The following is a 26,019-nucleotide window of genomic DNA, read 5'->3' as shown; positions in this document are numbered from 1 at the left end:
AATGTAAGGGATCAACTGTCGCGGCGTGCGAATAGACTTTTCCTGTGTCCCGCATGCAGCATTTGCGCTGCCAATATCACAGGCTTTTATTCAACGAAATGCTAAGATTGCGCATAAAAGCCATGCAGACACGCATAGACTTTCAAAATATTAATCGGCCATTTGCACATCGTGATCGGCGTGCGGCATCTTTAGTCTCGGTTTATACTGTCAGGTGACGCCGCGCCTCGGGCGTATCCAGCGTCTCGGCCAGGCCCTGATGCACGATCTCGCCGCGATCCATGATGTAGACGTAATCGGCGAGCTCGCGGCAGAAATCCAGATATTGCTCGACCAGCAGGATCGCCATGCCGGTGGAATCGCGCAGATATTTGATCGCCCGGCCGATATCCTTGATGATCGACGGCTGAATGCCCTCGGTCGGCTCGTCGAGAACGAGGATCTTCGGCCGCGTCACCAGCGCCCGGCCAATGGCAAGCTGCTGCTGCTGGCCGCCGGAAAGATCGCCGCCGCGCCTTCCCAGCATGGATTGCAGCACGGGAAACAGGCTGAAAATATCATCCGGAATGAACCGTTCCTTACGCGGCAGCGGCGCATAACCGCTCTCCAGGTTTTCCTGCACGCTGAGCAGCGGAAAGATTTCCCGCCCCTGCGGCACGTAACCGACGCCGCGCTTGGCCCGGTGGTAAGGCGCCAGCCCATCCAGCGGCGCACCGCCAAAGCTGATCGAACCGCCACTGATGGCATGCTGGCCGGTGACGGCGCGCAAAAGCGAGCTTTTGCCTACACCGTTGCGGCCGAGAACACAGGTGATCTTGCCCATTTCAGCATTCAGCGAAACGCCGCGCAGCGCCTGGGCTGCGCCGTAGTGGAGGTTGATGTTGTCGACTGTCAGCATGGTGAAACTCCAATGACGGTATGGTGTGCGGTGCTACCCCCCTCTGCCCTGCCGGGCATCTCCCCCTCAAGGGGGGAGATCGGCAAGCGGCGAAAACTCTGCCCATGGAACGGGCGGGTGCGGCATCTGATCTCCCCCTTTGAGGGGGAGATGCCCGGCAGGGCAGAGGGGGGTACGGCAAACGCAGACGCTTCCATCACCGCCCCAAATAATTCTCAATCACCTTCGGATCGCTCGACACAAAATCGATCGACCCTTCGGCCAGCACCGAGCCTTCGGCAAGGCACGTCACCTTCACCCCAAGCTCGCGGATGAAGCCCATATCGTGCTCAACCACGACCACCGAACGGGTCTTGGCGATTTCCTTCAGGAGCACGGCGGTTTCGGCGGTTTCCGCGTCCGTCATGCCAGCCACCGGCTCGTCCACCAACAGCAGCTTCGGCTCCTGCGCGAGCAGCATGCCGATCTCCAGCCACTGTTTCTGCCCATGGGAGAGATTGGCGGCGAGGTCGCCGCGGCGGTGGGAAAGGCGCACGGTGGCGAGGATTTCCTCGATGCGTGCCTTGTCCTCCGCCGTCAGCCGGTAGAACAGCGTAGCGAACACGCCGCGCTTGCGGTTCAGCGCCAGTTCCAGATTGTCCCAAACGGTATGGCTTTCGAACACCGTCGGTTTCTGGAACTTTCGCCCTATGCCGAGCTGGGCGATATCCGCCTCGTCCTTTTTGGTGAGGTCGATGCTGTCTTCGAACAGCACCGTGCCGGTATCCGGCCGGGTCTTGCCGGTGATGATATCCATCATCGTCGTCTTGCCAGCACCGTTCGGGCCGATGATGGCGCGAAGCTCGCCCGGCTCCACAACGAAGGAGAGAGAGTTCAGCGCCCTGAACCCATCGAAGGAAACGGAAACACCGTCGAGATAAAGCAGGCTCTTGGTTCTGTTTTCGGAAACCGTGTTCATGGGCTTACTCCGCCGCCTGTTGCGCAACCGCGCTGTCGTTGCCAGCTTGACGCGCCGCGCCCGCCGCCCGCTTTTCGCGCCGTCCGGCCAGATAATGCTGCACCGTGCCGACGATGCCCTTGGGGAAGAACAGGGTTACAGCGATGAAGAGGCCGCCGAGCGCAAACAGCCAGAACTCTGGAAATGCGCCAGTGAAATAGCTCTTGCCGCCATTGACGAGCAGAGCGCCGATGATCGGCCCGATCAATGTTCCGCGCCCGCCCACCGCCGTCCAAACCACCACTTCGATGGAGTTGGCCGGGGAAAATTCGCCGGGATTGATGATGCCCACCTGCGGCACGAACAACGCACCGGCAATGCCCGCCATCATGGCAGACACGACGAAGGTGAAGAGCTTGATGTTTTCCACCCGAAAACCGAGGAACCGCACCCGGCTTTCGGCGTCGCGCACGCCCACCAGCACCTTGCCGAATTTGGAGTTGACGATGCCCGAGGCAATCAGCAGCGAGATCGCCAGCATCACCGCCGTCATGGCAAACAGGACGGCACGGGTGCCATCGGCCTGTACGGAATAGCCAAGAATATCCTTGAAATCGGTCAGCCCATTATTGCCGCCGAAACCCATGTCGTTGCGGAAGAAGGCAAGCAGCAGCGCATAGGTCATGGCCTGGGTGATGATCGAGAGATAAACGCCATTGACGCGCGAGCGGAAGGCAAACCAGCCGAAGACGAATGCCAGCAGCCCCGGGACGACAAGCACCATCAGCGCCGCAAACCAGAACATGTCGAAGCCGTGCCAGAACCAGGGCAGTTCCTTCCAGTTGAGGAACACCATGAAGTCAGGCAGCACGGGATGACCGTAAACCCCGCGCGTGCCGATCTGCCGCATCAGATACATGCCCATGGCATAACCGCCGAGCGCGAAGAAGGCGGCGTGGCCGAGCGAGAGAATGCCGCAATATCCCCAGACCAGATCAAGCGCGAGCGCGAGCAGCGCATAGGCCAGATATTTGCCGAGCATCGACATGATGTAGGTCGGGATGCGGAACGCGCTGTCTTCAGGCAACAGCAGGTTGGAGGCGGGCACCAGAACGGCGATGGCGAGAATAATGCCGATGGCGATGGAAATGCGGCGATCGAGCGCGCGCAGGAGGAAGCCGGTAATCATGCTTCGATCGCCCTTCCCTTGAGTGCGAAGAGACCACGCGGCCGCTTCTGGATGAACAGGATGATGAGGACGAGCACGAGAATCTTGCCGAGCACAGCGCCCACCGTCGGCTCTAAGAATTTGTTGAGCACGCCGAGCGACAGTGCGCCCACCAGCGTTCCCCAGAGATTGCCGACACCGCCGAACACCACGACCATGAAACTGTCGATGATGTAGCTCTGGCCGAGATTGGGAGAAACATTGTCGATCTGCGACAGCGCCACGCCGGCGAGCCCGGCAACGCCCGAACCGAGCGCGAAGGTAAAGGCATCCACCCATGGTGTGCGGATGCCCATGGAGGAGGCCATGCGGCGGTTCTGGGTCACGGCACGCATCTGCAATCCGAAGGCGGAACGCTTCAGAAGCACCAGCAGCGCGAAGAACACCGACAGCGAGAAGCAGACGATCCACACCCGGTTCCAGGTGAAATTGAGATAACCGACGCTGAAGGAGCCGGACATCCAGCCGGGGCTGCCGACTTCACGATTGGTGGGGCCGAAGATGGAGCGTACACCCTGTTGCAGGATCAGCGAGATGCCCCAGGTGGCAAGCAGCGTTTCCAGCGGTCGTCCATAGAGATAGCGGATGACGCCACGTTCCATGATGAGGCCGACGCAGGCCGTGACGAGAAAGGCGGCTGGTAGGGCAATCGCCAGCGACCAGTCGAAAAGGCCGGGGAAATGGCTGCGGATCAGTTCCTGCACCATGAAGGTGGAGTAAGCGCCGATCATCACCATCTCGCCATGCGCCATGTTGATGATGCCCATGACGCCGAAGGTGATGGCAAGACCGATGGCGGCGAGCAGCAGCACCGAGCCGAGCGACAGGCCATACCAGACATTCTGGGCGTAATCCCAAAAGGCAAGGGAACTCTCGATGCTGGAAATCGCCTCGTCCACATCCGGCTTCAGGCTCGGATCGACCGACGGCGTCGCCGCCATCAGAATGCTGATCGCATCGCGCCCGCCAAGCGCCTTGATGGTGGCGATCGCTTCTTTTTTGGCTTCGAGGGGGCGGTCGGAGGAGAGCAGCGAGACAGCCCGCGCCTCCTCCATCCGGGTCCGCACCTCACTGTCGGTTTCCTTTGCTATGGCCGCTTCCAGCAATTCGAGATTTTCAGCGCTCGGGGCTTTCAGGACGGCGTCAGCCGCCGAAAGCCGCACGGATTTTTCCGGGCTGAGCAAGGTCAGCCCGCCCATCGCGGCGCGGATAACGCGGCGAAGATTATTGTTGACCCTGATCTTGGAAACCGCCGCCTTCGGCGCCGAACCGGCGCTTTCACCCGTCAGCGGGTCGATCAGCGTGAAATCGGAACCGGCGGGCTTGGTCATGAAGACGAGATTGTCGGACTTGCGCACATAGAGATCACCCGCCGCAAAAGCCTCCAGTGCCGGAACGACGCGCGCATCGCCCGTTGCGGCAAGCTGCCCGATCAGCACTTCGGCCTGCTTGAAATCAGCCGTGCCGAGCTGGTCGATCAGCGCCTTTGGGTCGCTTTGCGCGACGGCGTGGGCTGCGATCCCCATGGTGAACCAGAGGAAGATGGCTCCGAGAAAAGATCGGATCGTCATGTCGGGGTCCTTGGAGCGGTTTGCGATGGGGCGTGTGAACTTGGTGGCCGTTGAGTATGCGGCTCACCCCCCTCTGCCCTGCCGGGCATCTCCCCCTCAAGGGGGGAGATCGATCTGAGGCTAGGTTCCGCCCATCTCAAATGTTGAGGTGAAGCGATGGGGTTTGTCTTGCTGATCTCCCCCCTTGAGGGGGAGATGCCCGGCAGGGCAGAGGGGGGTAATGCTTGCTGAATTTTCAAATAAGTCCGCCCCTCCTGCGAGGGGCGGCACCAACCCCGCTAATCAGCTACCCTTGCCGCCGCACTTGCCCGTGGCCACGTTGAAGTTGCCGCAGGACATCGGCTTTCTCCAGTCCGAAATCAGATCCTTCGAGTCCGGCAGGTAATCCGACCATTCGTCACCCACCACCTGCGGTGTCTGCTGCACGATCTCGAACTGGCCGTCGGCCTGGATTTCGCCGATCAGCACCGGCTTGGTGATGTGGTGGTTCGGCATCACGGTGGAGTAACCGCCCGAAAGGTTCGGCACGGAGACGCCGATGATACTGTCCAGAACCTGGTCCGTATCGGTGGTGCCGGCGGCCTCGACAGCCTTTACCCAGGCGTTGAAGCCGATATAGGCGGCTTCCATCGGGTCGTTGGTCACGCGCTTGTCGTTCTTGGTGAAGGCATGCCAGGTCTTGATGAACTCGGCATTGACGGGAGCATCGACGGACTGGAAATAGTTCCAGGCGGCAAGATGGCCGACCAGCGGCGCGGTATCGAGACCGGCAAGCTCTTCTTCACCCACGGAGAAGGCGACGACCGGAATGTCCTCGGCCTTGATGCCCTGGTTCGCCAGTTCCTTGTAGAAAGGCACGTTGGCGTCACCATTGATGGTGGAGACAACGGCGGTCTTCTTGCCGGCCGAGCCGAATTTCTTGATGTCGGATACGATCGTCTGCCAGTCGGAATGACCGAACGGCGTGTAGTTGATCATGATGTCCTCTTCCTTGACGCCCTTCGACATCAGGTAGGCCTTCAGGATCTTGTTGGTGGTCTGCGGATAGACATAGTCCGTGCCGGCCAGAACCCAACGCTCGACGCCTTCGGTATTGGCGAGGTAATCGACGGCCGGAATGGCCTGCTGGTTGGGTGCTGCACCCGTGTAGAAAATGTTGCGCGAGGATTCTTCACCCTCATACTGAACCGGATAGAACAGGATGGAGTTCAGCTCTTCGAAAACCGGCAGAACGGATTTGCGCGACGACGAGGTCCAGCAGCCGAAAACGGCGGCGACCTTGTCCTGCGAAATCAGCTGACGAGCCTTTTCGGCGAAGAGCGGCCAGTCGGAGGCCGGATCGACCACCACGGCTTCGAGTTTCTTGCCGAGAACGCCGCCCTTCTTGTTCTGCTCGTCGATGAGCATCAGCATGGCGTCCTTCAGCGTCGTCTCTGAAATCGCCATGGTGCCGGACAGCGAATGCAGCACGCCGACCTTGATGGTGTCGTCTGCGGCAAAAGCGCCATGGAAGGCGGTGGTGGACAGGATCGCGCCAAGCAGCGCGGCACTAAGCGTCTTGCGGAATATCATCGGAAGAACCCCTCTCCTTGTTGGCCTCTCGTGGAGGCTCAGCGGCATCTGCGGCCGCTGCTGGGAGGGACTATCGATCTCGCGAGCGCGAAACCGTATACGTCAATTGACGTAGTCGGGGTGGCGAAAGCTGCAGTGGGGGGTTGGGAGATTAGCGCCCAGGGCGGAACTACCTATATGGAGAGAGACGTCTCCCCTTGTTTCTTCTCCCCCTCGGGGAGAAGTCCGCGGCAGCGGGATGAGGGGGCGAGCGTCAATATATACGGAGGGGTTACGCCCTCATCCGACCCTTCGGGCCACCTTCTCCCCCTCGGGGAGAAGAAATTCGCGGCAACGTCCGCACATCAAGAATGCGGCTTGCCGTCCCGCTCTTCGTCACGGATCGCCTCGTCGTGATACCACGAGCCAAAATCCACATGCGGCTCCCGCGCCTCGCGCTCGAGGTCACTTAGCCCGCTGTTGCGGAACTTGGACACGCCCGCGCGCCCGCCATTCGGGAATTGATAGATCGTCGCCGTCTCACGATGAAAGCCAGTCGCCATTTCGGTCATCTCACTCTGTTTGCATCGAAGCACTTTGGTATCAGGAGCAAACCCTTAAAACCCGGATTCGCTCCGTTTGATTAAAAAAAAATCACCCTGCGAAAAATATAGGCATGAATCGCCTCTTCTACAAGAAAAACCATTCCGAAAGCGCCGGTTTTTGGGGCAATTGCCAATCCCTCGCGCGCAATCGAAATCATTGCACCGCAGCAGGGCATTTCCCAAGAGCATGCCGGCTATCTATCAGGATTCAATGATGAAACATGAGGGGTGAATTTACCTGCCGCAGCGCAGCAGAAGCGCGGGTGGGCGATATCGCAGCCGCTGAGCGACATGGGCCTTGAAAGATTTTTCGAAAAAATCGCCAGATATCGCCAATCTGGCACGCGGCATGCATCTAAGGGGTCAGCCCTTGAACGCGAATGCGCTTCCGGTGGCGAAAGCCACGGGAGGCCTCAAGGCTTCGCATTGTTACCTATGAGAGGTTCGTAATGACTAAGTTCAAACTCGAGTACATCTGGCTGGACGGATACAAGCCGGTCCCCAACCTGCGCGGCAAAACCCAGATCAAGGAATTCGATGAATTCCCGACACTCGAGCAGCTGCCGCTTTGGGGCTTTGACGGCTCTTCCACGCAGCAGGCCGAAGGCCACTCTTCCGATTGCGTGCTGAAGCCCGTCGCGATCTACCCGGATCCGGCCCGCTCCAACGGCGCGCTCGTCATGTGCGAAGTCATGATGCCCGATGGCGTCACCCCGCATCCGTCGAACAGCCGCGCCACCATCCTCGACGACGAAGATGCATGGTTCGGCTTCGAGCAGGAATATTTCTTCTACCAGGACGGCCGCCCGCTCGGCTTCCCGGAACAGGGTTACCCGGCTCCGCAGGGTCCTTACTACACGGGCGTCGGCTTCAAGAACGTCGGTTCGGTTGCCCGCGAAATCGTTGAAGAGCACCTCGATCTGTGCCTCGAAGCCGGCATCAACCACGAAGGCATCAACGCCGAAGTGGCCAAGGGCCAGTGGGAATTCCAGGTATTCGGCAAGGGCTCCAAGCGCGCCGCCGACCAGATCTGGATCGCCCGTTACCTGCTGCTGCGCCTTTGCGAACAGTACGGCATCGACGTCGAATTCCATTGCAAGCCGCTCGGCGACACCGACTGGAACGGTTCGGGCATGCACTGCAACTTCTCCACCAAGTTCATGCGCGAAGTTGGCGGCAAGGAATATTTCGAAGCCCTCATGGCCGCTTTTGCCAAGAACTGGAAAGAGCACATCGACGTTTACGGTCCGGACAACCACATGCGCCTGACCGGCAAGCACGAAACCGCTCCGTGGAACAAGTTCTCCTACGGCGTTGCCGACCGTGGCGCCTCGATCCGCGTTCCGCATTCCTTCGTCAACAACGGTTACAAGGGTTACCTCGAAGACCGTCGTCCGAACTCGCAGGGCTGCCCGTACCAGATCGCTTCCGTCGTTCTGAAGACGATCGCAGAAGTGCCGCTCGCAAAGTCGGCTGCTGCCTGATAACCCAAGACATGGCGTCGCCCGCAACCGGGCGACGCCATTTTTATGTCCACCGAACGGCCGGACCGGACAGGCGACCTTTCGCCGAGCGCCGCACACGGCATAGTCTTCCCATACGCAAGCTCAAACAAGCGGCGTGGCTTTGACCAACAGCCTCGGGTTTTCCGAAAACCGCAACATCGTTTTCGGTCCGATGCTCTCAAGCAAGAAGGTGAGCGATGGGCATTCTCCAGAAATTCTCTCTCGAAAACCGCATCGCCGTTATTACCGGCAGCGGTCGCGGCCTTGGTTTCGAAATCGCCAGCGCCTTTGCGGAAGCGGGCGCCCATGTGTGGCTGACCGGCCGCAACGCCGAGACGCTCGAACAGGCGGCGGGCATCATTCGCGCTGCCGGCGGAAAAGCCGACTATGCCGCTTTCGACATTGCCGATACCGCCGCCGGAAGCGCCCTAGTCCGCCGTATCATGGGCGAGTTCGGCCATCTCGATATCCTCGTCAACAATGTCGGCGCGCGCGACCGCCGTCCGCTTGCCGAATTCAGCGACGAGGACGTGCTGGATCTTATCCGCACCGACCTCACCTCCTCCGTCTCGCTCTCGCGCGACGCGGCTGAAGCCATGAATGCCAACGCTTACGGCCGCATCATCACCATCACCTCCATTCTCGGCCACATCGTCAGGCCGGGTGATGCGATCTATCCCGTCGCCAAACAGGGGCTGACCGGACTGATGCGCGCAATCGCTGTCGAATATGGCGCGCGCGGCATCACCAGCAACGCCATTGCGCCAGGCATGTTCGCCACCGAAACCAATGCGGCCCTCGCCGAGAACCCTGAGATGGTTGCCTTTGCCAAGCTGCGCGTGCCGCTGGAGCGCTGGGGCAGGCCGGATGAAATCGCCGGTGCCGCCCTGTTTCTGGCGAGCGACGCGGCCTCCTTCGTCAATGGCCATGTGCTGACGGTGGATGGCGGCATGTCGGTGCGGCTGTGAGAGGCCCCTTGCGGAAAGGCGCTCGATAGGCATGGCGGCACGGCAACGCATCATCCCCGTCAGGCGCGAATATAACCGCTGGGTCGCCAACCAGACGCTGGAAGATTATGCGCTGCGCTTCACCGCCAAGAGCGCCCGGCAATTTTCCTCCAACCGCATTTCCCACACCGCCATCGGCGCGATTTCCTTTCTGGCGCTGGAAGCCATCGGCGGCGCGATCACGCTGTCCTATGGCACCACCAACGCCTTTTACGCCATCCTCGTCGCGGCCATTGCCATGCTCGCGGTCGGACTGCCGATCAGCCGTTACGCCATCCGCCACGGGGTCGATATCGATCTCCTGACGCGCGGCGCGAGCTTCGGTTATATCGGCTCCACCATCACTTCGCTGATCTATGCAGCCTTCACCTTCATGCTCTTTGCCATCGAGGCGTCGATCATGTCCGGCGCGCTAGAGCTGGCGCTCGGCATACCGCTCTGGATCGGCTACATCATCTCCGCCGTCATGGTCATTCCGCTCGTCACCCATGGCGTGCGCCTCATCAGCCGTTTCCAGATCATCACCCAGCCTTTCTGGATCGTGCTGAACATCCTGCCCTTCATCTTCATCGCCCTGATGGACTGGGAAAAATACGATCTCTGGCGCGCCTTTGCCGGCATTCACCACGCCTCCGGCCCGCCCGGCACCGTGGCGGATTTCAACCTCGTGGAATTCGGCGCGGCCTCGGCCGTCATTCTGGCGCTGATGTCGCAGATCGGCGAACAGGTGGACTTCCTGCGCTTCCTGCCGGCCGAAGGCCAGAGCCGGCTGCGCCACCGCCTCGCGGTGTTTCTGGCGGGTGCCGGCTGGGTCGTCGTCGGCGTGCCGAAGCTGCTGGCCGGTTCCTTCCTTGTCGTGCTCACCTTCAGCTCCGGCGTCTCGGTGGACCGCGCCGCCGATCCGGCCCAGATGTATCTCACCGCCTTCGGTTACATGATCCCCAACCAGACGGCGGCGATGCTGCTGATGGTCGCCTTCGTCGTCGTCTCGCAGCTGAAGATCAATGTCATGAACGCCTATGCGGGTTCGCTCGCCTGGTCGAATTTCTTTTCGCGGCTCACCCACAGCCATCCCGGCCGCGTCGTCTGGCTGGTCTTCAATGTGGCGATCGCGCTGCTTCTGATGGAACTCGGCATCTACCGCCTGCTGGAAGAAACGCTCGGCATCTTCTCCATCATCGCCATGGCCTGGCTCTGCACCATCTCTGCCGATCTGTTCATCAACAAGCCGCTCGGCCTTGCCCCACCGGGCATCGAGTTCAAGCGCGCCCATCTCTATGATATCAATCCCGTCGGCGTCGGTTCCATGACGCTTTCGGCCACAATTGCGCTAATGGCGCATTTCGGCGCCTTCGGGCCGCTCGCCGCATCGCTCGCGCCCTATCTGACGCTCATCGTCGCTTTCATCGCCTCGCCGCTGATTGCCTGGAGTACAAAGGGTAAATTTTATCTCGCCCGCAAACCGCGCCAGAAATGGCGCGAGGAGAGCAGCATCACCTGCTCCATCTGCGAACACCCCTTCGAACCGGAAGACATGGCCTGGTGTCCCGCCTATGCCGCGCCGATCTGTTCGCTCTGCTGCTCGCTGGACAGCCGCTGCCATGACATGTGCAAGCCCAAGGCCAAGCTCAACTATCAGGTCGCGACTGTCGCAAAAACCTTTCTCCCGAGACAGCTGGTGGCCAAACTCGCCACCCGGCTGGGGCGTTATGGGATGGCGGCGGCGATTGCCGTCACCGCCATCGGCGGCATATTGGCGATGATCGCCCATCAGGTCGGCACCGCCTCGCCGGCAACGGCAGATGTGGTCAACCGCACCATCCTCATCGTGTTTTTCGTCTTCGCCGTCATTGCCGGCATCGTCTGCTGGTTTCTGGTGCTTGCCCATGACAGCCGGGTGGTGGCGGAAGAGGAATCCTCGCGCCAGAACACGCTACTGCTGAAGGAAATCGCCGCCCACAAAAAGACCGACGCCGCCCTTCAGGACGCCAAGGAAACGGCGGAAGCCGCCAACCGCGCCAAGAGCCGGTATGTCGTTGGCCTCAGTCACGAATTGCGCACGCCGCTCAACGCCGTTCTCGGTTATGCCCAGATCCTCGAGCGGGACGAGACCATCCCCCCTCCCCGCCAATCGGCGATCAAGGTCATCCGCCGCTCCGCCGACCACCTCTCGGGTTTGATCGACGGGCTTCTCGATATTTCCAAGATCGAGGCGGGCCGCCTGCAGGTCTATTCCAACGAGATCAACATTCAGGATTTCCTCGATCAGATCGTCGATATGTTCCGCCCTCAGGCGCAGGCCAAGGGCCTGGAATTCCGCCACGACCGCTCGCCCGCTCTGCCGCAATATGTCCGCACCGATGAAAAGCGGCTGCGCCAGATCCTCGTCAACCTGCTCTCCAACGCCATCAAATTCACCGATGAGGGCGCGGTCACCTTCGATGTCGGTTATCGAAGCCAGGTGGCAAGCTTCACCGTGTCCGATACCGGCCGCGGCATCGCGGAAAAGGACCTCGCCCGCATCTACGAACCCTTCCAGCGCGGCGAGGCCGAAAGCGTGCGGCCGATGCCCGGCCTTGGCCTGGGGCTGACGATTACAAGGCTTCTGACCAATACGCTCGGTGGCGAGATTTCCGTTTCCAGCGAAAAGGATGAGGGATCCACCTTCCGCGTGCGCCTCATGCTGTCTGCCGTGCACCGGCCAAGCACGACGCCAGCGGCGGAAAAGACCATCCGCTCCTATTCCGGGCCGCGCCGCACCATTGTCGTGGTCGATGACAATGAGGATCACCGCGAACTAATGCGGCAGGTGCTTTCGCCGCTCGATTTCGTGGTGCTGACGGCGCAATCCGGCCCCGAATGCCTCACCCTCATCGAAGGGGTGAAGCCAGACCTTTTCCTCATCGATATTTCCATGCCCGGCATGACCGGCTGGCAGCTGGTGACGAAGCTTCGCGAGGCAGGGCAGACGGCCCCGCTCATCATGCTCTCGGCCAATATCGGCGACGGCACTGTCGCTGGCGCGGGGGAGGACAACCACAATGACGCCATCGCCAAGCCGGTCGATATCCGCCATCTCTGCGACAGGCTCGCCGTGCATCTCGGGCTAAAATGGATTTACGATACCGATCTGCCGCCCGCGCTAAAGCAGCAGCCCCCTGCCGAGATCATCCATCCCGGCGCAATTCATATCCAGGATTTGCAGCGGCTCGGCGAAATAGGCTACATACGCGGCATCGAGGCGAAACTCGCCGATCTTGCCCGCAACACGGATAACCTGCCCTTCACGCGGGAGCTCGGCACCTATGTGCAGGCCTTCGATCTGGCCGGTTACGCGCATTTTCTCAAACGGTTTGCAGATAAAGACACGGGAGACGGCAAGGCATGAGCGGTCAGGCGGCGGCAGCCCCGAGAGACATCGTATTGCTGGTGGATGACAGCCCGGAAGCTCTGGGGTTCCTCACCGACGCGCTGGAACAGTCAGGCTTTTCCGCCCTCATCGCCACCTCCGGCCAGGCCGCGCTCAACATTGCCGAGCGCATTACGCCCGATATCATCCTGCTCGATGCCGTCATGCCGGCCATGGACGGTTTCGAGACCTGCCGTCGCCTGAAGGCCAATGCGGCGGTGGCGCAGGTGCCGGTCATCTTCATGACCGGGCTGACAGAGACCGAACATGTGGTGCGGGCGCTCGAATCCGGCGGCGTCGATTATCTGACCAAGCCAATCAATATCGACGAGCTGCGCGCCCGCATCCGCGTGCATCTTTCCAACGCCCGCTCGGCGCAAAGCGCCCGCGTCGCCCTCGACGCCGCCGGCCGCCATCTGCTGGCGGTGCGCGCCAATGGCGCCATCCACTGGTCCACCCCGCAGGCGACGCGGCTGGTCAATGCCGCGACCGGCCGGGATGATGGGCTGGAGATTGTCGTTGCCCATATTTCCGGCTGGCTTTCGCACCGGGCAACGGTGGATGCCGCCCGCGACACGCCGCTGACGATCACCGAGGCCGGGCGGCCCGCTTTGCAACTCTCCTTCCTCGGCGCGATGGGACCGGACGAATATCTCTTCCGCCTGACCGCCGCCAATGAGAAATCCGACGACCATCTGCTGAAGGACCACTTTGCCCTGACAACGCGGGAATCGGAAGTTCTGTTGTGGATTGCCAAAGGCAAATCCAACCGCGATATCGGCGATATCCTCGGCCTTTCCGCGAGAACCGTGAACAAGCATCTGGAGCAGATCTATGTGAAGCTCGGCGTCGAAAACCGCGCGTCGGCGGCTGTGAAGGCCGCGCATGTCCTGCATCAGGGGTGACGACCGCCGTTAATATGCTAAGGTTCGTCCGGCATATATTTTCCGCTTGAGTGCACGCCACCCGCTTATTGGCCGGGCGGCCGCCGCTTGTTTCTTCTCCCCGAGGGGGAGAAGTCCGCGGCAGCGGGATGAGGGGGCGAGGTCTCCGAATTCCGGCGAGATTGCCCCCTCGTCCGACCCTTCGGGCCACCTTCTCCCCCTCGGGGAGAAGAAACCAGCGGCGACCCACCACCCAAAAAATCAATGTTCGACCAACTACACCCTGTCACAGGATAGAAATTCCATGGACCGTTTCATCATCCTTTCCGGCTGCTCCGGCGGCGGCAAATCCACCCTGCTTGCCGAACTAGCCCGACGCGGTTTCGCCACCGTCGAGGAACCAGGCCGCCGTATCGTCGTCCAGGAAACCCGCAATGGCGGCACCGCCCTGCCGTGGATCGACATGCAGGCCTTCGCCCGCCGGGCCATCGCCATGGCGCTCGAGGACAGGCAGAATGCGGCACCGGAGGGCCTCGTCTTCTTCGACCGCAGCCTGGTCGACGCCGCCTCAGCACTTCGCCATGTAAATGGCGATACCTTCATCGAGGCGCTGCGGGCTTCACACCGCTATAACCGCCTGGTTTTCCTTACCCCGCCATGGCCTGAAATTTACACGGGCGACAGCGAGCGCAAACATGGCTTCGATGCGGCGGTCGAGGAATATGGGCGTTTGCTCCGCGACTATGACGAGCTGGATTATGAAACGATAATATTGCCGAAGGTACCGGTATCGGAGAGAGCCGGCGTGGTATTGGAGCAGCTTGCCAAGAAAACGCGCTGAGGCCGGGATTGCAGTTGACCCGCGCGCCAATTTGGCTGGGGTCAGTTATTGCGAAGATTGGAGGCGTCCGCCTCGAAAATAAAAGCCCGGCATCGCTGCCGGGCTTCGATAGGCTATGATCCAGTGAGACTCACGTCCCCTGCTGAATGTAGGTGAACTTGCCGTCCGGACCCTTCTTCCACTCGTACATGACGTAACCGGGAAGCTTCGGGTCGCCCTTCTCATCGAAGGAGATTTCGCCAAGCGCGGTCGGGAAAGTGCCGGACTTCAGGGCCTCGGCAACCTTTTCCGGATCCACGGAACCGGCGGCCTTCGCCGCACCGGCAATCGCCTGCATCGCGGCATAGGAATAGAGCGTGTAGGCTTCCGGGTTGAAGCCGGCGGCCTTGAACTTCTCTACCAGTTCCTTGTTTTCCGGGCGCAGTGTCGGATCGGGGCCGAAGGTGTTGAGCGTGCCTTCGACGGCGTCGCCGGCGATGGAAGCAAGTTCGTTCGAGACGATACCGTCGCCCGAAACGAGCTTGGCCTTCAGGCCCTGGTCAGCCGCCTGGCGGATGATCAGGCCGGCTTCGGTGTGCAGGCCACCCCAGTAGATGATGGAAACGCCGGCTTCCTTCATCTTGGAGATCAGCGCGGAGAAGTCCTTGTCGCCGACATTGACGCCTTCATACATGACTTCCGTCACGCCGGCGGCATTGGCAGCCTTTTTGGTTTCATCGGCAAGGCCCTGACCGTAAGGCGTCTTGTCGTGAATGATGGCGACCTTGGCATCCTTGAAATGATCGGCCAGGTACTTGCCGGCAATGCCGCCCTGCTGGTCATCACGGCCGCAGGTGCGGAAGGTGTTCCACAGGCCGCGTTCGGTGAAGACCGGGTTGGTTGCAGCAGGCGTGATTTCGAGAATGCCGTTTTCGGCGTAAACTTCAGAGGCCGGAATGGAAACGCCGGAGTTGAAGTGACCGACAACGAATTTCACGCCGTCAGCGACGAACTTGTTGGCAACCGAAATACCCTGCTTGGGGTCGGATACGTCGTCGCCCAGCACGATCTTGATCTGCTCGCCATTGATGCCGCCGGCGGCATTGATGTCTTTCGCAGCCTGTTCGGCGCCCTTCTGGATCTGAGCGCCGAAAGCAGCGTTCGGGCCGGTCAGCGGTGCGCCGACAGCGATCACGACATCGGCCCAGGCCGAACCGCCAAACGCGACCATGGCGGTCAGCGCAACAGCGGAAAGAAGAGACTTCTTCATTACTTTACTCCCAGTTCCTTGGATGGGTTGATTGCAAGGACCTGTTCGACACCCACCTTAACCGAACAGAAACCGTTCCACTCTGACGAGCATTGTGCAGCCGGAAAAATCCGCCTGTCAATCTTTCTTCTTGTAGGAAAATGCCGACGTCCGGTCGTAGAGCCAATAGTAGTTATTGACCATCTGGCTCGTCCGGCGCATGCGGAAACCGACGCTGGAAAAAGCCAGAAGAAGAACGACGTCAAACACGTAATAGAAACCGTTGATGAACGGCCCGGCAAAGAGCGCGTAGTGCAGAAACCGCATCACTACACCCAGAGCGAGCGTATAGATCACCACCCGCGTATAACCGCCCCAGCCATCGGCCACGGACTTGCCCGTGCGCCATGCTGTCCAGAAACCCAGAAGAACAACCAGCGCGCGCAGAACATACCGCACGCCGTTATCCGTTTCGAAAAAAAGGCCCTGCATCTCTTTCCCCATCAGTGCCGGACTGAAACGCCCTGGCCCTGCCTTGTCTGTCGTCCCGTCGTTTTCCCGCCGGGCATTTTATTGTTTGCACCCCGCCATGGATCCTTAAGGTTTGGCCGAAAGGACGACAGGCCACCGTTTGCAGTCTTGCGCCGCAAAATTTCCGGCGCAAGTAAAATCTTTCAGTGCCGTCCGCCTTCGAGATAGGCGGCGCGGACCTGCGGATCGGCGAGCAGTTCTCTGCCCGAACCGCTCATGGTCACCTTGCCGTTGACCATCACATAGGCGCGGTCGGAAAGCTTGAGCGCGGCAAAGGCGTTCTGCTCCACGAGGAAGACGGTCAGCCCCTCTTCCTGGTTGAGTTTCTTGATCGCCTCGAAAATGCCCTTGACGATCAGCGGTGCGAGACCGAGCGACGGCTCGTCCAGCAGCAAAAGCTTCGGCCGCGCCATCAGCGCGCGGCCGATGGAGAGCATCTGCTGCTCGCCGCCGGAAAGCGTTCCGCCGCGCTGGCTCTGACGTTCTTTCAGGCGCGGGAACATCACGAAGATCTTCTCGACGTCTTCCTTGAAATATTTCAGATTATCGAGATTGGCGCCCATCTGCAGGTTTTCCAGCACCGTCATGCGCGGGAAAATCCTGCGGCCTTCCGGCGACTGGGCGATGCGCTTGCGGGCGATGAGATGGGTCGGCAGCCGGGTGATATCCTCGCCGTCGAAGATCACCTGGCCGGCGCGCGCCTGCGGGCTGCCGCAGATGGTCATCATCAGCGTCGACTTGCCGGCGCCGTTGGCCCCGATCAGGCTGACGATCTCACCCTTTTTGACCTCGACATCGACACCGGCCAGAGCGCGGATATTGCCATAATAGGTTTCGACACCCTGGACTTTCAGAAGCGGTTCACCAGACATCAGGCCGCTCCTCCGTCGAGTTCTTCCGCAATCACGTCTTCCACTTCATCATCCTCGACACCCAGATAGGCGGCGATGACCTTCGGGTCGTTCTTCACATGGTCCGGCGTGCCGTCGGAAATCTTCTGGCCATATTCCAGAACCACCACATGATCGGAAATCTGCATCACCACGGACATGTCGTGCTCGATCAGCAGCAGCGACGTGCCTTCATCGCGGATACCGCGCAACAGCGTGTTGAGCGCCAGCGATTCCTTCGGGTTGAGGCCGGCGGCCGGCTCGTCGAGGCACAGAAGCTCCGGCCCGGTGCACATGGCGCGGGCGATTTCCAGACGGCGCTGCGCGCCATAGGGCAGATCGCCGGCCGGATCGTCGGCACGGTCGATCAGATCCGCCTTTTCCAGCCAATACTTGGCCTTCTCGATCGAGGCGTCCACCGCCCGCCGGTAAGCGGGCAGGCCGAGAAGACCGAGGATCGTGTAACCCGAGGCCTTCATCAGCACGTTGTGCTGGGCCACCAGCAGGTTTTCCAGAACGGTCAGGCCCGAAAACAGCCGGATGTTCTGGAAGGTGCGCGCCACCTTCGCCTTCTTGGGGATTTCGAAATCCGGCAGGCGCTCGAGAAGATGCGCCTCGCCGCTTTGCTGGCGCATGGTAATCATGCCCATGGTCGGCTTGTAAAAGCCGGTGATGCAGTTGAAGACCGTGGTCTTGCCCGCACCGTTGGGGCCGATCAGCGCCGTGATCTCGCCGCGCTTCGCCTCGAAGGAGAAATCGTTGATGGCCATCAGGCCGCCAAAGCGCATCGAGAGATGTTCGACCTTGAGGATCGTATCGCCAGTCGTATTGGGTGTCATTGTTGCCGTTCCGGAAGCCATCAACCGTGACCTTCCTTGGTAAAGCTGCCGGAGACGGCCTTGCGTTCTTTAAGGAAAGCCGTGGGTTCACGCGAGCCGACAAAGCCGCGCGGCTTGAACAGCATGACGATGACCATGCCAAGACCGAAGAGCAGCATACGGTAGAGTTCCGGTGTGAAATCGGGCCCGAAGACATGCTTCAGGAATTCCATTTCACGCAGCGCCTCGGTGCCGCCGACCATGACCAGCGCCGCAATGGCGATGCCCGTGAGCGACCCCATGCCGCCGAGAACGACGATGGCAAGGATGACGGCGGATTCCAGGAACACGAAGCTCTCCGGCGAAACGAAACCCTGGCGCGCGGCAAAGAAGGAACCGGCAAAACCGCCGAACATCGCACCCGTTGCAAAGGCGGTGAGCTTGGTGATGACGGTATCGATGCCGAGCGAACGGCAGGCGATTTCGTCCTCGCGCAGCGCTTCCCATGCCCGGCCGATCGGCATGCGGCGCAGGCGGATGGTGACATAGGCCGTCAGCATGCAAAGCAGCAGAATCACGTAGAACAGGAAAATCTTGTAATAGGCCGAAGACATGGAAAGGCCGAAAACCTTGGCGAAATTGTTCGGCGCGCCGATATCGAAGGACCAGATGCCGAAAACCGACGCCTTGGCGATGCCCGAAATACCGAAGGTGCCCTTGGTCACATCCGTCCAGTTCAAAAGCACGAGGCGGATGATCTCACCGAAGGCGAGCGTCACGATCGCCAGATAGTCGCCGCGAAGACGAAGAACCGGGAAACCGAGAATGATGCCCCAGAAACCGGCGAGAATGCCCGCGACCGGCAACAACACCCAGAAGGACAGGCCGAACTGGCTGGAGAGCAGCGCATAGGAATAGGCGCCCACCGCATAAAAGGCCACGTAACCGAGATCGAGCAGGCCGGCGAGGCCCACGACGATGTTGAGGCCCCAGGCCAGCATCACATAGATCAGGATCTGGATGCCGAAATTGTCGACGAATTTCAGCGAGCCCTGAAAGCCGAAGAGCTGCACGGCGATCACCGGATAAAGCAGCAGAAGGACCAGCGCCAGCTTCAGGAAGTGCTTGTGGAAAAAGCCCTTTTCCTCGGAAATCTCCGGCACGCCGCTTTTGGCCTTTGCCAGCTTGCGGCGGTCCAGCGACGGCTTGATGAAGCCGACCATCAGGAACCGGCCGACGGCGGCAACGGCGACGAAAATCGCCAGAAGGCCCCAGCGCGTACCCCAGATCAGCTGGTTGTTTATATCCTGATAAGTGATGATGCCGACATAAAGAATGAACATGCCGAGCGATACGAGGCCCGCAATCAGGCCCTCCTTCACAGCCGTCGCCATCAGGCTCGGGCTGGAAGCAGCATTGTCGGAAGCGATATTGGTCATGGGATCACACCTTCTCGACTTCCGGACGACCGAGAATGCCGGTCGGCTTGAAGATCAATACGAAAGCCAGGATGCCGAACGCCGCGACATCCTTGTAGGCGATGGAGAAATAGGCCGACCACAGCGATTCGATGAGGCCTATCAGCAGACCGCCGAGCACGGCGCCCGGCAGAGAGCCGATGCCGCCGAGAACGGCTGCGGTAAACGCCTTGACGCCAGGGATGAAGCCGTCGCTGAAAGACGCAACGCCGTAATACATCAGATACATGGTGCCCGCGACAGCGGCGAGCGCCGCGCCCATGATGAAGGTGATCGAAATCGTCTTGTCGACATCGACGCCAAGCAGCGCGGCCATCTTGCGGTCCTGTTCCGTGGCGCGCTGCGCCCGTCCAAGCGGGGTCTTGTTGACGATATACCAGAAGGCGAAGAGCAGCACCGAGGTAACGACCATGATGATGAGCTGCTTAAGCGACACGGTGATGTCGCCGAAATGATAGCTTTCCGTCACGAGCGACGGGATCGGCTTGTTGCGCGGACCCTGCGTCACCTGAATGAAGTTGGACAGCACGATCGACATGCCGATGGCCGTGATCAGCGGCGCGAGACGGAACGACCCTCTGAGCGGGCGGTAGGCGACGCGTTCGATAACCCAGTTCCACAAGCCGGTCATCAACATGGCGACGACCATCATCAAAAGCAGAAGAAGCGCCACCGGAATGCCGGCGACAAAGGATGTCACGATCAGGAAAACGATCAGCGCGGCGAAGCCGCCAAGCATGAAAATGTCACCATGGGCGAAGTTGATCATGCCGATGATGCCGTAAACCATCGTATAGCCGATAGCGATGAGGCCATAGATCGATCCAAGAGTCAGCCCGTTGATGAGCTGCTGGATAAAATACTCCATGTCTTTCCCCCGGGTATGGCCTCAAATGGGCCACGCCTCGTTATGTTAATTATAGGGGAAGCCTTTCAGGCAGACCCCCACCCTCAAAATGCATATCGTGTTCGTTAAAAATGTGAAGTCAAAAACGGGCGATCCTGCACAAAATTTGGAATTTCCACATGGACTGCCGCTTTCCCGGTCAAAAGAGCCATGATTTTGGCAGGAAGTGCTGAAAAAATGACGGCCGGATGCTTATTTCAGCATTGTCCAACGCCATTATTTGACGGGCGGCGGGCAAAGGAGTAGCGAAGATCGGAACGGCGATATCCCGCAGACGGGATCAATTGGCAAAGAGATGATCGACATATTGACGAAAGCGGCGCTGGACGCCGGGCAGGCCATCATGGCGGTCCACCGTGCCGGCCCGCATGTGTCGTATAAGGACGACTGCTCGCCGGTGACCGAGGCCGATCAGCGGGCCGAGACGATCATCCTTGCGGCGCTGGCCGCCCATTTTCCCGATATCCCCGTGGTTGCCGAAGAAGCGGTGTCGAGCGGCATCCTGCCGGAAACCGGTGCGGAGTTCTTCCTCGTCGATCCGCTGGACGGCACCAAGGAATTCATTTCCGGCAAGGACGATTTCACCGTCAACATCGCGCTCATCCGCAACGGCGTACCCGTGGTCGGCGTGGTCTACGCCCCCTGCCGCGGGCAGGCATGGACGGGCGAGGACAACGCCGCCGAAAAGCTCACCATTTCCGGCGAAGGCGTCATCCTTTCGCGCCGCCCCATCCGCGCGCGCCGGCGCGGCGCTTCCCCCGTGGCGCTGATCAGCCGCTCCCACTGTACGGCAAAAACGGAAGCCTTCGTGGCCGAACACGGGCTGAAGGACTGTATCTCCGTCGGCTCCTCGCTGAAATTCTGCATGCTGGCGGAGGGCGCCGCCGATATCTATCCTCGCTTCAGCCGCACCATGATGTGGGACACGGCCGCCGGCGACGCCGTGCTGCGCGCTGCCGGCGGCAGGACGCTCGATTGCGAGGGTAAGCCGCTTGCCTATGCGGTGAGGGGTGACGGCGAGGATGCGCTGGCCAATCCGGATTTCATTGCCGAAGGGGCGATGGCGGTGGAACAGGCGGGGTAATACCCGCTTGCCGTCTCCTGCGGCTACTGCAACGGGTGGATCGGATTTCTGCCTTGGTGAGCTTCGGCGTATGCCGCTTCACCCCCCTCTGCCCTGCCGGGCATCTCCCCCTCAAGGGGGGAGATCGGCAGGAGGCGCTACCACCGCTTCATTCGTAAACGTCGTGATAGGCGAGACCTATCCACGAGTCGATCTCCCCCTTGAGGGGGAGATGCCCGGCAGGGCAGAGGGGGTGAAGCGGCATACGCCGAAGCCTCCAAAAAATAATCCATCCCCGCTCATCCCCACCCCACGCCACCGCCCCACAATGCCCCGCAACGAAACACCGCAGCGCGGAAGGCACACCATGACGGAACAGACGGCAAGACTTCGGCTTCCCTACATCCTGCCCTCGCAGGCCCAGAAGCACGTCACCCACAACGAAGCCCTGCAAAGGCTGGATGCGATCGTGCAGCTCGTCGTCAGGGCCACCGTCGCGACACCGCCCGAAGATGCAGCGGAAGGAGACTGCTTCCTTCTCTCCGCCGGCGCCACCGGCGACTGGGCCGGCAAGGGCGGCAGACTTGCCTTCCGGCAGGATGGCGCATGGCTTTCGATCACGCCGCAGCCCGGCTGGACGGCATGGTTCGCGGCCGAAAGCAGATACCGGGTCCTGCAGGACGGAAACTGGCGCGACTTGCCGCTGCCGGCAAGCGGTCGGCTGGAAAGGCTGGGCATCGGCACGGAGGCAGACGCCGCCAACCGCATGGCGCTCGCCTCCCCCGCCAGCCTCTTCACCCATGGGCCGGAAGACGGCAGCCACCGCATGACGGTCAACAAGGCAGGCAAAACCGATACCGCCTCGCTGCTGTTCCAGTCCGGCTGGAGCGGCCGGGCGGAAATAGGCCTTGCCGGCAATGACGGCTTTTCGATCAAGACCAGCAAGGATGGTGCCTCATGGCACACCGCACTTCTCTGCAGCGGCGATGGCCGGGTCTCGATGCCCAACCGCGCGCTCACTGTTGCCGGCCTGCCGGCGGGCACGACGAAACCCGCCAATGGCACGGCGGCAGGTTTTTCCGTGCTCTCCATCGCCGAGGGCGGATTTACGCTCGGCGATGCGGTGAGCGGTGGCGGACGTGAACTCGTCGTTCCGGCAAAGGGCCTTTATCTGGCGGCCCTGACGCTCGCCGTGGTCTCCTCTTCCGGCCACCGGGTGACGCTTTTTATCAATGGCGCGGCGACCAGCTTCAGCATCGCCGGCAACGTCTCCGCCACCGGCACCCAGCAGTCGGCCACATCCATTCTTTCTCTCGATGCCGGCGACCGCCTGCGGCTGCAGCATGAGGGAACGGCGGAATTTACCCAGGGCGATAGGAAAACGTGCCTTTCGCTTGCGGCACTTTGACGGAAACAACCGGTGAGAGAGAAAAATTGCGATTTTTGGAAAAATTTTTTCCCGGCAAAATAAGGCGACTCGAACAAATCAGGCGAAACCGTTCAAATTCTTAATAAATTGTCACGAGCTGCTTAGGCAATTTTTAAAGGTACCGGGATAGAGTTCCCGTCATATGGTCTTGAGTTTGTATAGAGTGTCCAATGACCGAAATGATACGCCCACGAGTTAAATATGTCATCGGCCCCGATGGCAGCCCTCTGACGATTGCGGATCTTCCGCCTGCCAATACCCGTCGTTGGGTCATTCGCAGAAAGGCCGAGGTGGTTGCCGCCGTACGCGGAGGACTGCTGAGCCTCGAGGAAGCCTGCGAGCGTTATACGCTCACCGTCGAAGAATTCCTGTCCTGGCAGTCCTCGATCTCCGATCATGGCCTTGCCGGCCTGCGCACCACGCGCATCCAGCAATATCGCCACTAAACAGTGCGCCGGCGCGGCAACGCGCCCAGACCGAGTGTAGAGAACGCCCCGCCGGATCATCGACGGGGTTTTCGGTCTAATTTCGGATGTCCATCTGAGAACTGCGCCACTGAGCCGGTGATTGTCGCCAGTTTGTGTCCGCTGCGTTTGCTATCATGCTGTTTCAATTCAGGCTGAAGCCGGTACAGTGGCGACAACGAACAGCAATGCGGAAGGCGCTCATCATGGACATCAAGACAACCGAAACCGGATCGCACGGCGAATACTCGGCAACCATCGACGGCCACAAGGCGGAGATGACCTATTCGCGCACTTCCCCTTCCCTCATCATCATCGACCATACCGGCGTGCCCGATGCGCTGCGCGGTAAAGGCGTCGGCCAGACGCTCGCCGCCCATGCGATCGATGAAGCCCGCAAGGGCGGCTGGAAAATCATTCCACTCTGCCCCTTCTTCAAGGCCCAGACGTTGCGCCATGCCGAATGGGCGGATGTTATCCAGGGGTAACCCGGCAGTATAGCGCAAGCGTCACGGCATATTTCTTCTCCCCACCGGGGAGAAGGTGGCCCGAAGGGTCGGATGAGGGGGCCAGCTCTCCGTATATCTCCACCGTCGCCCCCTCATCCCGCTGCCGCGGACTTCTCCCCGGCGGGGAGAAGAAACAAGCGGTTCACACCTGATCCCTCAACAACCGTTCCAGATATCGCGTTATTCATAAAAGGACGTCACGCCACCTTCAGCGGCGGTGTTCCCGCATGCATGCTGTGACGGACTTCCTCGCGAAATTCAGGCGTATCCTTTGCGCCATGCACAGCCACGGCATGTTGCACGGCCGCTTCCATAAGCTCCTCCGGAGAATCGGCGGAGATGGCAACGGTGCATCTGCTGTCACTGGGGAATTCGCGGCAATCTATATATTGGCGGGCCATTTTTTCCTCCCTGCAAGTGCCGCCCGCACCCGCACGGGGCGCGTGCGCGTAAAAGCCTCCGGCTCACGGTCGGAACCTCCGTAAAATACGCCTTTCCCCAGGTCGGGACAATCGAAATCAGGCCCGACCGTCCCGGCGGAAAACACCGGCGACGCGGCAAAACAAAAGGCCGCCCTGAACGAGCGGCCTTTCGAAAAAATGCATGGCGTCCCGTCATTGAAAGCCGCCTCCTGATCCACCGGCAGCCGTCAATGAGGACGATCCTCGTAACCTCCTGCGCCTATAGGTCAGGCGCGGGCGCGGATGGCTCCGTCGCGGTTTTCGAGGGCAGCGGCCTTTTCATATTCGGCCTGCACCTCTTCCAGCGAAGCTTCGGCGGCTTCCTGTTGGGCCTTCAGCTCACGGATCGAGACCTGAAGATTATCCGCCCGCTGGCGCGCGGCCTTGGCGAAGGTCGGATAGGCGAAATGCGTCGGATCGGTAATGCCCGACTTGCTTTCTTCCAGAGATATCTGATGCACCAGTTCCTTTGCCATCCGCTCGAACTCGGACATCATCTGCTGCAGCTGGTTAAGCTGCCGGCGTTTTTCATTGACCTGAAATTCCTTCAGGCGAACCAGGCTGTCACGCGACTTCATACGCAATACTCCATGGATAGCGAGACCCGGATCAAAAAGGCACTATGCCACCCTGATCGGCCCGTTTAACCCGCCCGTTTTTCCGCAAGGGTTGCCCCCTGTCCCGGAATGATTCCCAAAAGTTACCCGGCGTTAATAAAAAACCGCCGCCGTTAACCTTTCGTTTACGGGCATCGTTAATGATAAACACGATCATTTAAGGGTCGGTAAATGCCAGGTCCAAAAAAATGGACCCGACGATGTGAGAGTCGATTGAATCACTTAACGGGATTTCCTCACGTTAAGCTTCAATTTTGGCGATGGTGGATTCACGTGCAAAAACAGCGAAATGCCTTGTTTGCTTAATAAATTCGATACACCTTGCCAAAGGCAATTAGAATTTGTTAACCATTTGGTGGCAGCCTGCAAATCAGGCAACGTCTGGATCCGCATCGCGCGAGGCAATGATTTACCGGTTCGCGGGCGGCAAAGGGGATAATTATGCGGGTTCTACTTATTGAAGACGACAGCGCGACAGCGCAGAGCATTGAACTGATGCTTAAGTCGGAAAGCTTTAACGTTTACACGACCGACCTCGGTGAGGAAGGCGTGGATCTGGGCAAGCTCTACGACTACGACATTATTCTTCTCGACCTCAACCTGCCCGACATGTCGGGTTACGAGGTTCTGAGAACGCTTCGCCTCTCCAAGGTCAAGACGCCGATCCTCATCCTGTCCGGCATGGCCGGCATCGAGGACAAGGTGCGCGGCCTGGGCTTCGGCGCAGACGATTATATGACGAAGCCGTTCCACAAGGATGAGCTTGTTGCCCGCATTCACGCCATCGTCCGCCGTTCCAAGGGCCATGCGCAGTCGGTCATCTCCACCGGCGAACTCATCGTCAATCTCGATGCCAAGACGGTTGAAGTGGGTGGCCAGCGCGTTCACCTGACCGGCAAGGAATATCAGATGCTCGAGCTGCTTTCGCTGCGCAAGGGCACGACGCTGACCAAGGAAATGTTCCTGAACCACCTTTATGGCGGCATGGACGAGCCGGAACTGAAGATCATCGACGTCTTCATCTGCAAGCTGCGCAAGAAGCTCGCAAACGCCGCCGGCGGCGCCAACTACATCGAAACCGTCTGGGGCCGCGGCTATGTTCTGCGCGAGCCAGATGGCGCGACGGAATTCCTCGAAACCGCCTGATCCAATAGGGTACAGGGCAGTTTTTAAAAGACCCGCTGGAAA

General features: G+C 60.2%; 24 protein-coding genes. 10 read left to right on the top strand and 14 right to left on the bottom strand.

Annotation, left to right across the window (positions count from 1 at the left end):
* Positions 1 to 202: 202 nt before the first annotated feature.
* From urtE to PL599_RS13920, 6 genes are all read right to left on the bottom strand, one after another.
* Complete coding sequence (gene urtE, locus PL599_RS13945; RefSeq protein WP_077981432.1) at positions 203 to 898, bottom strand: urea ABC transporter ATP-binding subunit UrtE; 696 nt, start codon at positions 896 to 898, stop codon at positions 203 to 205.
* A 196-nt stretch (positions 899 to 1,094) separates the two neighbouring features.
* Positions 1,095 to 1,856, bottom strand: a complete 762-nt coding sequence (gene urtD / locus PL599_RS13940; protein WP_003513917.1) for an urea ABC transporter ATP-binding protein UrtD — start codon at positions 1,854 to 1,856, stop codon at positions 1,095 to 1,097.
* 4 nt (positions 1,857 to 1,860) lie between these two features.
* Positions 1,861 to 3,024, bottom strand: coding sequence for an urea ABC transporter permease subunit UrtC (urtC, locus tag PL599_RS13935; RefSeq protein WP_142913632.1), 1,164 nt, complete (start codon positions 3,022 to 3,024; stop codon positions 1,861 to 1,863).
* On the bottom strand, positions 3,021 to 4,634 hold the full coding sequence (gene urtB, locus PL599_RS13930) for an urea ABC transporter permease subunit UrtB (RefSeq protein WP_173990046.1): 1,614 nt from the start codon (positions 4,632 to 4,634) through the stop codon (positions 3,021 to 3,023). The genes urtC and urtB overlap by 4 nt, the downstream gene beginning before the upstream one ends.
* Positions 4,635 to 4,916: 282 nt before the next feature.
* A complete protein-coding gene (urtA, locus tag PL599_RS13925) occupies positions 4,917 to 6,206 on the bottom strand; it encodes an urea ABC transporter substrate-binding protein (RefSeq protein ID WP_077981427.1) in 1,290 nt (429 codons plus the stop codon).
* Between the two features lie 344 nt (positions 6,207 to 6,550).
* Positions 6,551 to 6,757 carry a DUF2735 domain-containing protein gene (locus tag PL599_RS13920; protein ID WP_162520560.1) on the bottom strand — a complete coding sequence of 69 codons (207 nt, stop codon included), beginning with the start codon at positions 6,755 to 6,757 and terminating at the stop codon, positions 6,551 to 6,553.
* A 482-nt stretch (positions 6,758 to 7,239) separates the two neighbouring features.
* On the opposite strand from PL599_RS13920, the gene PL599_RS13915 reads away from it, so the two are divergent.
* From PL599_RS13915 to PL599_RS13895, 5 genes are all read left to right on the top strand, one after another.
* Positions 7,240 to 8,274 (top strand): glutamine synthetase beta-grasp domain-containing protein, encoded by a 1,035-nt coding sequence (locus tag PL599_RS13915; protein ID WP_077981426.1) that lies wholly within the window; start codon positions 7,240 to 7,242, stop codon positions 8,272 to 8,274.
* Positions 8,275 to 8,492: 218 nt separating this feature from the next.
* Entirely contained in the window at positions 8,493 to 9,263 is a 771-nt protein-coding gene (locus PL599_RS13910; RefSeq protein WP_191217835.1) for an SDR family oxidoreductase, read from the top strand.
* Positions 9,264 to 9,294: 31 nt separating this feature from the next.
* Positions 9,295 to 12,690 carry a hybrid sensor histidine kinase/response regulator gene (locus PL599_RS13905; RefSeq protein ID WP_269824492.1) on the top strand — a complete coding sequence of 1,132 codons (3,396 nt, stop codon included), beginning with the start codon at positions 9,295 to 9,297 and terminating at the stop codon, positions 12,688 to 12,690.
* A complete protein-coding gene (locus PL599_RS13900; RefSeq protein WP_077981423.1) occupies positions 12,687 to 13,616 on the top strand; it encodes a response regulator in 930 nt (309 codons plus the stop codon). Before PL599_RS13905 ends, PL599_RS13900 begins: the two co-directional genes overlap by 4 nt.
* Before the next feature lie 283 nt (positions 13,617 to 13,899).
* On the top strand, positions 13,900 to 14,436 hold the full coding sequence (locus PL599_RS13895; protein WP_269824493.1) for an AAA family ATPase: 537 nt from the start codon (positions 13,900 to 13,902) through the stop codon (positions 14,434 to 14,436).
* A 130-nt stretch (positions 14,437 to 14,566) separates the two neighbouring features.
* Here PL599_RS13895 and PL599_RS13890 read toward each other — a convergent pair whose 3' ends face one another.
* From PL599_RS13890 to PL599_RS13865, 6 genes are all read right to left on the bottom strand, one after another.
* Positions 14,567 to 15,685 (bottom strand): branched-chain amino acid ABC transporter substrate-binding protein, encoded by a 1,119-nt coding sequence (locus PL599_RS13890; protein ID WP_077981421.1) that lies wholly within the window; start codon positions 15,683 to 15,685, stop codon positions 14,567 to 14,569.
* Between the two features lie 117 nt (positions 15,686 to 15,802).
* The gene (locus tag PL599_RS13885; RefSeq protein WP_077981420.1) at positions 15,803 to 16,156 is read right to left on the bottom strand and encodes a DUF6867 family protein; all 354 of its coding nucleotides are present in this window, start codon (positions 16,154 to 16,156) and stop codon (positions 15,803 to 15,805) included.
* A 182-nt stretch (positions 16,157 to 16,338) separates the two neighbouring features.
* Complete coding sequence (locus PL599_RS13880; RefSeq protein ID WP_077981419.1) at positions 16,339 to 17,067, bottom strand: ABC transporter ATP-binding protein; 729 nt, start codon at positions 17,065 to 17,067, stop codon at positions 16,339 to 16,341.
* Positions 17,067 to 17,945, bottom strand: coding sequence for an ABC transporter ATP-binding protein (locus tag PL599_RS13875; protein WP_269824494.1), 879 nt, complete (start codon positions 17,943 to 17,945; stop codon positions 17,067 to 17,069). Before PL599_RS13875 ends, PL599_RS13880 begins: the two co-directional genes overlap by 1 nt.
* A complete protein-coding gene (gene livM / locus PL599_RS13870; protein WP_373692762.1) occupies positions 17,945 to 19,297 on the bottom strand; it encodes a high-affinity branched-chain amino acid ABC transporter permease LivM in 1,353 nt (450 codons plus the stop codon). Before livM ends, PL599_RS13875 begins: the two co-directional genes overlap by 1 nt.
* A 49-nt stretch (positions 19,298 to 19,346) precedes the next feature.
* Positions 19,347 to 20,249, bottom strand: coding sequence for a branched-chain amino acid ABC transporter permease (locus PL599_RS13865; RefSeq protein WP_077981416.1), 903 nt, complete (start codon positions 20,247 to 20,249; stop codon positions 19,347 to 19,349).
* Positions 20,250 to 20,583: 334 nt separating this feature from the next.
* Here PL599_RS13865 and cysQ point away from each other — a divergent pair, with 334 nt between their 5' ends.
* From cysQ to PL599_RS13845, 4 genes are all read left to right on the top strand, one after another.
* A complete protein-coding gene (gene cysQ, locus PL599_RS13860) occupies positions 20,584 to 21,372 on the top strand; it encodes a 3'(2'),5'-bisphosphate nucleotidase CysQ (RefSeq protein WP_142913624.1) in 789 nt (262 codons plus the stop codon).
* 346 nt (positions 21,373 to 21,718) lie between these two features.
* Positions 21,719 to 22,759, top strand: coding sequence for a DUF2793 domain-containing protein (locus tag PL599_RS13855; protein WP_269824495.1), 1,041 nt, complete (start codon positions 21,719 to 21,721; stop codon positions 22,757 to 22,759).
* Positions 22,760 to 22,950: 191 nt separating this feature from the next.
* On the top strand, positions 22,951 to 23,226 hold the full coding sequence (gene sciP, locus PL599_RS13850) for a CtrA inhibitor SciP (protein WP_004430042.1): 276 nt from the start codon (positions 22,951 to 22,953) through the stop codon (positions 23,224 to 23,226).
* A 224-nt stretch (positions 23,227 to 23,450) separates the two neighbouring features.
* Positions 23,451 to 23,732: a GNAT family N-acetyltransferase gene (locus PL599_RS13845; RefSeq protein WP_080792710.1), complete on the top strand. Its 282-nt coding sequence runs from the start codon at positions 23,451 to 23,453 to the stop codon at positions 23,730 to 23,732.
* 218 nt (positions 23,733 to 23,950) lie between these two features.
* Here the strand turns inward: PL599_RS13845 and PL599_RS13840 are convergent, their stop codons facing one another.
* Complete coding sequence (locus PL599_RS13840; RefSeq protein ID WP_077981414.1) at positions 23,951 to 24,154, bottom strand: DUF1059 domain-containing protein; 204 nt, start codon at positions 24,152 to 24,154, stop codon at positions 23,951 to 23,953.
* A 287-nt stretch (positions 24,155 to 24,441) separates the two neighbouring features.
* The gene (locus PL599_RS13835) at positions 24,442 to 24,792 is read right to left on the bottom strand and encodes a flagellar export protein FliJ (protein WP_003491821.1); all 351 of its coding nucleotides are present in this window, start codon (positions 24,790 to 24,792) and stop codon (positions 24,442 to 24,444) included.
* 480 nt (positions 24,793 to 25,272) lie between these two features.
* On the opposite strand from PL599_RS13835, the gene ctrA reads away from it, so the two are divergent.
* The gene (gene ctrA / locus PL599_RS13830) at positions 25,273 to 25,977 is read left to right on the top strand and encodes a response regulator transcription factor CtrA (RefSeq protein WP_003491823.1); all 705 of its coding nucleotides are present in this window, start codon (positions 25,273 to 25,275) and stop codon (positions 25,975 to 25,977) included.
* The last annotated feature ends 42 nt before the right edge of the window (positions 25,978 to 26,019 follow it).

This window comes from Agrobacterium sp. ST15.16.055 (assembly GCF_027956555.1).
GTDB lineage: Bacteria > Pseudomonadota > Alphaproteobacteria > Rhizobiales > Rhizobiaceae > Agrobacterium > Agrobacterium salinitolerans.
This window is presented reverse-complemented; position numbering and strand designations above follow the sequence as displayed.